Source organism: Serratia sp. 506_PEND, from assembly GCF_001076875.1.
In the GTDB taxonomy this organism is placed as follows: Bacteria; Pseudomonadota; Gammaproteobacteria; order Enterobacterales; family Enterobacteriaceae; genus Serratia; species Serratia marcescens.
The window spans coordinates 1-7,158 of sequence record NZ_JVEL01000111.1 but is presented as its reverse complement, the minus strand read 5'-3'; the positions used below and the strand labels follow the sequence as shown (position 1 = coordinate 7,158).

The 7,158-nt window shown below is 63.5% G+C and carries 9 protein-coding genes and 1 pseudogene; 3 read left to right on the top strand and 7 right to left on the bottom strand.

Annotation, left to right across the window (positions count from 1 at the left end; genetic code table 11):
- From ADK28_RS03290 to ADK28_RS29655, 3 genes are all read left to right on the top strand, one after another.
- The coding region (locus tag ADK28_RS03290) for a cytochrome ubiquinol oxidase subunit I (RefSeq protein ID WP_048794877.1) at window positions 1-863 on the top strand (863 nt) is incomplete at its 5' end.
- A 2-nt stretch (window positions 864-865) separates the two neighbouring features.
- Window positions 866-1,873 carry a cytochrome d ubiquinol oxidase subunit II gene (gene cydB, locus ADK28_RS03285; RefSeq protein ID WP_016927375.1) on the top strand — a complete coding sequence of 336 codons (1,008 nt, stop codon included), beginning with the start codon at window positions 866-868 and terminating at the stop codon, window positions 1,871-1,873.
- A 14-nt stretch (window positions 1,874-1,887) separates the two neighbouring features.
- Complete coding sequence (locus ADK28_RS29655; RefSeq protein ID WP_004934619.1) at window positions 1,888-2,040, top strand: DUF2474 domain-containing protein; 153 nt, start codon at window positions 1,888-1,890, stop codon at window positions 2,038-2,040.
- Window positions 2,041-2,049: 9 nt separating this feature from the next.
- Here ADK28_RS29655 and ADK28_RS03280 read toward each other — a convergent pair whose 3' ends face one another.
- The 7 genes and pseudogenes from ADK28_RS03280 to ADK28_RS03250 all read right to left on the bottom strand — a co-directional run.
- Entirely contained in the window at window positions 2,050-2,316 is a 267-nt protein-coding gene (locus ADK28_RS03280; protein ID WP_048794876.1) for a hypothetical protein, read from the bottom strand.
- Entirely contained in the window at window positions 2,313-2,537 is a 225-nt protein-coding gene (locus ADK28_RS03275) for a hypothetical protein (RefSeq protein ID WP_048794875.1), read from the bottom strand. Before ADK28_RS03275 ends, ADK28_RS03280 begins: the two co-directional genes overlap by 4 nt.
- 106 nt (window positions 2,538-2,643) lie before the next feature.
- The gene (locus ADK28_RS03270) at window positions 2,644-3,729 is read right to left on the bottom strand and encodes an acyl-CoA desaturase (protein WP_048794874.1); all 1,086 of its coding nucleotides are present in this window, start codon (window positions 3,727-3,729) and stop codon (window positions 2,644-2,646) included.
- Complete coding sequence (locus ADK28_RS03265) at window positions 3,726-4,808, bottom strand: fatty acid desaturase family protein (protein ID WP_048794873.1); 1,083 nt, start codon at window positions 4,806-4,808, stop codon at window positions 3,726-3,728. Before ADK28_RS03265 ends, ADK28_RS03270 begins: the two co-directional genes overlap by 4 nt.
- On the bottom strand, window positions 4,801-5,934 hold the full coding sequence (locus ADK28_RS03260) for a sterol desaturase family protein (protein ID WP_048794872.1): 1,134 nt from the start codon (window positions 5,932-5,934) through the stop codon (window positions 4,801-4,803). The genes ADK28_RS03265 and ADK28_RS03260 overlap by 8 nt, the downstream gene beginning before the upstream one ends.
- The gene (locus tag ADK28_RS03255) at window positions 5,931-6,548 is read right to left on the bottom strand and encodes a phosphatase PAP2 family protein (RefSeq protein WP_048794871.1); all 618 of its coding nucleotides are present in this window, start codon (window positions 6,546-6,548) and stop codon (window positions 5,931-5,933) included. Before ADK28_RS03255 ends, ADK28_RS03260 begins: the two co-directional genes overlap by 4 nt.
- A pseudogene (locus tag ADK28_RS03250) lies at window positions 6,545-7,158 on the bottom strand (CoF synthetase); the annotation flags it as partial. The pseudogene ADK28_RS03250 and the gene ADK28_RS03255, both read right to left, overlap by 4 nt.

Below are 7,158 nucleotides of genomic sequence, written 5' to 3'. Positions count from 1 at the left end.
TCCCGTACCGCCTGTTGCACATGTCCACCGCCGCCTTCCTCTCCTCGGCGTTCTTCGTCGGCGCCTCCGCCGCCTGGCACCTGCTGCGTGGCCGCGATACCCCGGCGATGCGCAAAATGCTGTCGATGGCGATGTGGATGGCGCTGATCGTCGCGCCGGTGCAGGCGATGATCGGCGATGCGCACGGCCTGAATACGCTGAAACATCAGCCGGCGAAGATCGCCGCCATCGAAGGCCACTGGGAAAACCCGCCGGGCGAAGCCACGCCGCTGATCCTGGTCGGTTGGCCGGACATGCAGCGTGAAGAGACCCGCTTCAAGCTGGAGGTGCCCTACCTCGGCAGCCTGATCCTGACGCACAGCCTGACCGAGCAGGTGCCGGCGCTCAAATCCTTTCCGCCGGAAGATCGCCCCAACTCCACCGTGGTGTTCTGGTCGTTCCGCATCATGGTCGGGCTGGGCATGCTGATGATTCTGGCCGGGGTGTGGAGCCTGTGGCTGCGCTGGCGCGGCGGGCTGTATCAGTCGCGTCCGTTCCTGTACTTCATTCTGTGGATGGGGCCTTCCGGACTGCTGGCGCTGCTGGCGGGCTGGTTCACCACCGAGATAGGCCGCCAGCCGTGGGTGGTGTATGGCCTGCTGCGCACCAAGGATGCGGTCTCCGCGCACGGCGATCTGCACATGAGCATCAGCCTGCTGGCGTTCATTATCGTCTACTGCTCGGTGTTCGGCGTGGGGTATTCCTACATGATGCGCCTGATCCGCAAAGGGCCGCAGCCGCATGAACACCAAGAAGACAATACCGAGGGCCGCCCGGCGCGTCCGCTGTCCGCGGTCAACGACACTCTGGACGACAGGAGCTGAACATGGGTATCGATCTTCCGCTGATTTGGTTTGTCATCATCGTGTTCAGCACCATGATGTACGTGGTGATGGACGGTTTCGACCTGGGCATCGGCATCCTGTTTCCGTGGGTGAAAGAGAGCGGCGACCGCGATCTGATGATGAACACCGTCGCCCCGGTGTGGGACGGCAATGAGACCTGGCTGGTGCTGGGCGGCGCGGCGCTGTTCGGCGCCTTCCCGCTGGCCTATTCGGTGATCCTCGACGCGCTGGCGATCCCGCTGACGCTGATGCTGATTGGGCTGATTTTCCGCGGCGTGGCCTTCGAGTTTCGCTTCAAAGCGACGCCGGAGAAGCGCCATATCTGGGACAAGGCGTTTATCTGGGGCTCACTGTTCGCCACCTTCAGCCAGGGTGTGGTGGTGGGCGCCGTGATCAACGGCTTCCCGGTCGAAGGCCGCACCTACGCCGGCGGCGCGCTGGACTGGCTGACGCCGTTCGCGCTGTTCTGCGGGCTGGGGCTGGTGGTGACCTACGCCCTGCTTGGTTGCACCTGGCTGGTGATGAAAACCGCCGGTGATCTGCAGGCGCGCATGTATCACCTGGCGACGCCGCTGCTGGCGATCCTGTTGCTGGTGCTGGCTGCGGTCAGTGTCTGGACGCCGATCGCCCATCCGGAAATCGCCGCCCGCTGGTTTACGCTGCCTAACCTGTTCTGGCTGCTGCCGGTGCCGCTGCTGGTGCTGCTCAGCGCCTGGGGCATTCACCGCGGGGTGAAACGCGGCGCGCACTACTCGCCGTTCATGCTGACGCTGCTGCTGGTGTTCCTCGGCCTGAGCGGGCTTGGCATCAGCATCTGGCCGCACCTGATCCCGCCGGCCATCAGCCTGTGGGACGCCGCCGCGCCGCCGCAGAGCCTCGGCTTTATGCTGGTGGGCGCGCTGTTCATCATCCCGATCATTCTGGTCTACACCTTCTGGAGCTACTACGTGTTCCGCGGCAAGATCAGCCATGAACACGGCTATCACTGAGGAGGGAGGACGCTATGCAAGATAAAACGGCAGCAGCCGCTCCGGCGCCCTGGTGGAAACGCATCGGTTGGCTGGTGATCATCTGGAGCGCCAGCGTGCTGGGGCTGTTCGTGGTCGCCTCGCTGTTCCGCCTGCTGATGACCGCGGCGGGCATGAAGTCGCATTGACGCGGCGCCTTATCTGGACGCGCTGTTGGGAAAGTAAAAAGAGACCACCAGCGTGACCAGCGGCAAGGCGCCGATCTTCACCAGTTCGAAAACTTGTCCGAGCGCTTCGTTTTTCTCCCAATACGCGTGGGCGGCGAATACGCCCACGCTGACCGCGAATATCCCGCACAGCACCTGGCGCGCCAGGCGCAGCCGCTCCATTTCGTCGAAGACCAAGACCTGCTCCAGATAAACCTGGCTGGCCTCATCGCGCAGATTACGGCTTTCGATGTTCATGGGAAGACCCCCACGACCCGCCCCACCGCTTCAAGCTGTTCACCATTCTCCCGTACAATGCCAAGAGAAGTACCATCCTGTTTCATCCAGTACTTATCGGCAATGGTAATCAGTGCAAACGCCATTTTGATGACCTCGGTTTTTTCCATCCCGTGACGCCGGGCGATATCGTTCAGATCATCATCAATTTTGTTCGATAACCGAATCGGCAAGCTGCGCATACTCCACCTCCTGTGGCCGTTGATTTACAGGGGGAAAGTCTACTGGAAGGGCAAATATCGTTCAATTAGTGAACTGCGTAACGCCTCGCACAATCCGCATGCAACGCTATTGCGGCTTGCGCCCCATCGCGCTGAGGAAACGTTGCTGCAGACGCAGCAGCTCCTCCAGTTCCAGCAGGCGGTAGTCGATGCCGAAACGCGGCGCCACCTCGCAGATGATGCGGCTCAGCGCCGGGTAATGGCGGTGGCTCCAGTGCGGGAACAGATGATGCGTCAAATGCAGGTTCGCCCCGCCGAGCCAGTATCCCAGCCAGCGCGGCCGGGTCAGCCAGTCGAAGGTGGTGGCGAACACGTGGTGATACCAGCCGTGCGGCATCGCCCCCTGCGCCGGCGCCTGATAAAAATTGGCTTTGGCCCAGTGGGTGCCGATGATCAACATCACGAACAGCAATGAAGAAAGCATCTGGCTCAGCAAGTAGACCAGCAGGATTTGCCCGATGCCGATGGCCGGCGGCAGCAGCCAGCACGGGATCGCCAGCGCCAGCAGCAGGTGCGCCGCCTTACCCGCCAGAAACCCGCACCAGCCGCGCGCGCCCTGCTGCGCCATGCGCGCCGCCACGCGGGTGCGGCCCGCTCGGTCCAGCCAATCGAACAGCCAGATGTAGTACGGGAACGTCAGCGCCGCCACCAGCGGCCAATAGTAACGCTGGGCGCGCATAAAGGGCCGCCAGCGCTGGAACGGCGTTTGCCGCAGCACGCCGTTGGCGTCGATGTCGGGATCGTAATGTTCGATATTGTTATGGGCATGATGGAACAGCACGTGGCGCACGCGCCAGCAGTCGGGGTCCAGTCCCAGCGGCACACTCACCAGGGCGTTCAGCCAACGGTTGGCCCAGGGCCGACGGAAAAACGCGTTGTGCGAGGCGTCGTGCACCACGTTCACCGTCAGGAACATGCCGATAAAGATAAAGCCGAAATAGCAGGCGAAAAACGCCCAGCCGTTTTGCTGCTGCAGGCTCAGCCCATAACACAGGCCGCACAGCGCCAACAACAGCGCCACCTTCGCCAGCATGCCCCCGTCGGCGAAACGGTGATCGCCGTTGGCCGCCAGATAGTGCTGGGCGGCCTGCATCAGCGCGCGGTGCAACCCGCTGTCGTCGCGCCGATAGGCTAACGGGCGCAGCGGTTTCATGGCTGCCCCATCCGGCGCAAGAAGCGCTGTTGTTGCGCCAGCAGTTCGCGATAGCCGATGCAGCGGTATGCCATGCCGTGCCGCTGCGCGATCTCCGCCACCGCGGCGGCCAGCGCCGGATAGTGGCGGTGATTCCAGCCGGGAAACAGGTGATGGGTCAGGTGATAGTTCAGCCCGCCGGTCAGGTGCTCCAGCCAGCGCGGTTCGGGCTGCCAGTCGCAGGCGGTGGCGAAATTGTGCCGGTACCAGCCTTGCGGCATGCTGTCGCCCGTCGGCGCCGGGTAAAACTCGGCCTGCGCCCAGTGGGTGCCCAGCAGCAGGAACACCACCAGCAGCGAGGCAAACATCTGGCTGAGCGCGTAAGCCAACAGCACCCAGCCCCAGCCGATGCCGTGCAGGTGGCCCACGATCAGCGGCACCACCAGCACCAGCGCCAGATGCGCGAGCTTGCACAGCACAAACAGCGCCCAACCGCCGCGCCCCGCCAGCACGCATTTTTCCCGCAGCGGCGTTTTATCGAGCCGATCGGACCAATCGAAAATCCAGGCGATATAGGGCAAGGAAAGCGCGGCGATCAGCGGCCAGTACAGATGCTGATAGCGCATATGGGGCCGCCAGCGCTGGAACGGCGTCTGGCGGAAAAACCCGTTCTCTTCGGTATCCAGATCGTAGTGTTCGACGTTGGCGTAAACGTGGTGGTAATCCACATGCCGTGTGCGCCAGTAGTCCGGATCGACGCCCAGCGGCAGCGTCACCAGTCGCCCCACCAGGCGATTCGCCCAGGGCGCACGCAGGAAGGCGTTATGCGAAGCATCGTGGTTGACGTTGACGTTGAGCAGCATGCCCATGGTCACGAACAGGAAATAGCAGAGGAAAAACGCCCAGGGCTGATGCTGCATCAGGCTGAGCGCGTAAAACCCGGCGCACAGCGCCAACAACAGCGCGGCCTTGACCAGCCGCGCGGCATCGGCATAGCGATGATCGCCCGCCAGGCAGGCGTGCGCCGCGCGCTTGAGATCGCGATGAAACGCCTGCTCGCCATCGGCGGGAAAACGCAGCGGCGGCAATGACTCAGCCATGCGGTTCCTCCACGGCGGCCGATGCGGCCCCCCGTCCCCAGCCCAGCGCGACGCACAGAGCATGCAACGCCACGGCGGCCATGGCGATATGCCAATAGCGCTGCGGCCAGCCAAGATAGCCGATAAACAGCAGCGGCATGCCCAACGCGACCAGCAACCAGACGGCGCTCGCCCAAGATCGCCCTTCCGTCATGCCGCCCAGCGCCACCGAGCCCAACGCCAGCAGCACCAGCAGCGCCATTTGCGGCCAGCTGATGTCGCCGTAGCCGTAACCGTATTGGTAGACGTAACCGACCACCAGCGAGAACAGCAGCATGGCGCCGCTGAATACGCTGAGCGCCGAACGGCGGTCGCGTGGCCGGCCCGGCGCCGGGCGCCATGCCAGACGGAAATAGCGCAGGAACGGCAGATTGCTCGCCCAGAACGGGTTGGCGGATGGCCTGTCGCCGCTGACGCCATAGCTGAACGGCGTGGTCGGCAACGCCGGGCAGAAGGTGCCGAACAGCTTGTCCCAGAAGATAAAGCTGCCGCCGAAGTTCTTATTGGAATACGCCATATCCTTGACGTGGTGCACCCGGTGGTGCGCCGGCGTGACCAGAATTTTTTCCAGCACGCCAAGCTTCGGCGTCAGCGCGTTGTGATTGAACAGCTGAATGCTGTAGTGAAAAATCGAGACCGCGACGAACACCGGCAATGGCACGCCCGCCAGCGCCAGCAGCAAAAAGAACGGGATGGACGTCAGTGACGAATACCAAGAGTTGCGCACCCCCAGCGACAGATTGAAATGCTCGCCCTGATGGTGCACCACATGCACCGCCCACAGCAGGCGGAAACGATGATGCAGACGGTGCAGCCAGTAAAAACCGAAGTCCCACGCCAGCAAAGCAAACAGCCACATCAACAGCGGCGGCCAGGCGTCCAGCAGCCCCAGGCTGAAATGCGCGGCCACGTAGCCGTAGCAGGTGATCTCCAGCCCGCGGAACAGCCACAGCATGATATGGCCGGAGTTCAGGTTGAACACCAGATCGTGCCAGTTGACCGGCTCGCGACGCCCCCACTGCAGCGCCACCGCCTCGGCCACCACGATGAACAGCATGAACACTATCGGCAATGCCAGATCGCTCATCCCACTTCTCCTTTAACCACGCGCCGGCGCAGGGTGTTCATGCGCAGGGCCAGCCAGCCGGCGAACAGCGCCAGCAGCGCGCCGCCGGCCAAATCGACAAACAAATGCCGGCGCAGTTGCAGAATCGAGAACGCGATCGCCACGCCCCACAGCATCCACAGCGCCGTGCGCACTTTGCGCTCGCCGTCGCTCAGCGCCCACACCGCCAGCACCGTCAGCGCCATATGCAGCGAAGGCAGGCAGTTCTGCGGCGAGTCCACCTGGGTTAACGCCGCCAGCAGTTGCGCGCTGATCCCGACGCCATCGTTCTGCGGATAAGCCATGCTGGTCGGCCACAGCAGATAAACCGCCCCGGCGCCCAGCGCGGTGAGCTGCATCGCCCGCGTCAGCCATGTGACCCGCTGCAGCGGCGCCAGCAGATAACCCGCCGGAACGATGAGGAAGAAAGAGAGATAGAGCCAGATGGCCGTGGGGCTGAACGGGATCGCCCGGTCAAGCGCCGACGGCGGCAGCAAGGTTCCCGCTCCCTGCAAGCGATCGGTCAGGCTATACACCACCCCGACCGTGCCCCAGCCGAGCAACATGTGCCCTAGTCTGAACAGCGTATTTTTCATGTTTCCTCCGCCTGGCGAACGATGCGCCGCCGCTTGCGATCAAACTGCGGCAGTACCGTCTGCGCCGTCAGCCGCCATTCGAGGCGCTCGGTGGCGATGCCCTGGCGAGCGAACAGCGCGATCAGCTGCGCCTGACAATGCGCCAACGCCGCCGGGCTGCAATCGGCAATCAATTCCAACCGCCGTTCGCCGCGCTGGATCAGGCGGTAATCGCTGGTCAGCGGCAGCGCATTGGCGATCGTTCGGCTGCAGGCATCGGCGAACACCGCCTGCGGTTGCCGCTGCGCATCGGGCAGCATCAGCTGATCGTCGCGCCGCCCCTCGATACGGGCGATCGCCCGCGTCGGTTGCCCGCACGGGCAGGGTTCTTTGCGCAGCACCAGTACATCGTCCAGCCGATAACGCACGATCGGCTGCGTGCTGCGGGTAAAGTCGGTGATCAACGGCGTAAAACGCCGTTCGTCGATCCACTGCGGTTCGATATGCAAAAACTCTTCGTTCAGATGCAGCGTACCGTGCGCGCAGGTCGCGGCAAGAAATCCTTCGGTGGCCTGATACACTTCGCCGACCGCCGGAAATACCTGCAGCAGCAGGCGGCGGTCCTGCTCTT

Excerpts from the sequence above, each read along its gene's own strand:
- cydB (WP_016927375.1), top strand. The coding sequence starts at position 866 with ATGGGTATCGATCTTCCGCTGATTTGGTTTGTCATCATCGTGTTCAGC.
- ADK28_RS29655 (WP_004934619.1), top strand. The coding sequence starts at position 1,888 with ATGCAAGATAAAACGGCAGCAGCCGCTCCGGCGCCCTGGTGGAAACGC.
- ADK28_RS03280 (WP_048794876.1), bottom strand. The coding sequence starts at position 2,316 with ATGAACATCGAAAGCCGTAATCTGCGCGATGAGGCCAGCCAGGTTTAT.
- ADK28_RS03275 (WP_048794875.1), bottom strand. The coding sequence starts at position 2,537 with ATGCGCAGCTTGCCGATTCGGTTATCGAACAAAATTGATGATGATCTG.
- ADK28_RS03270 (WP_048794874.1), bottom strand. The coding sequence starts at position 3,729 with ATGAAACCGCTGCGCCCGTTAGCCTATCGGCGCGACGACAGCGGGTTG.
- ADK28_RS03265 (WP_048794873.1), bottom strand. The coding sequence starts at position 4,808 with ATGGCTGAGTCATTGCCGCCGCTGCGTTTTCCCGCCGATGGCGAGCAG.
- ADK28_RS03260 (WP_048794872.1), bottom strand. The coding sequence starts at position 5,934 with ATGAGCGATCTGGCATTGCCGATAGTGTTCATGCTGTTCATCGTGGTG.
- ADK28_RS03255 (WP_048794871.1), bottom strand. The coding sequence starts at position 6,548 with ATGAAAAATACGCTGTTCAGACTAGGGCACATGTTGCTCGGCTGGGGC.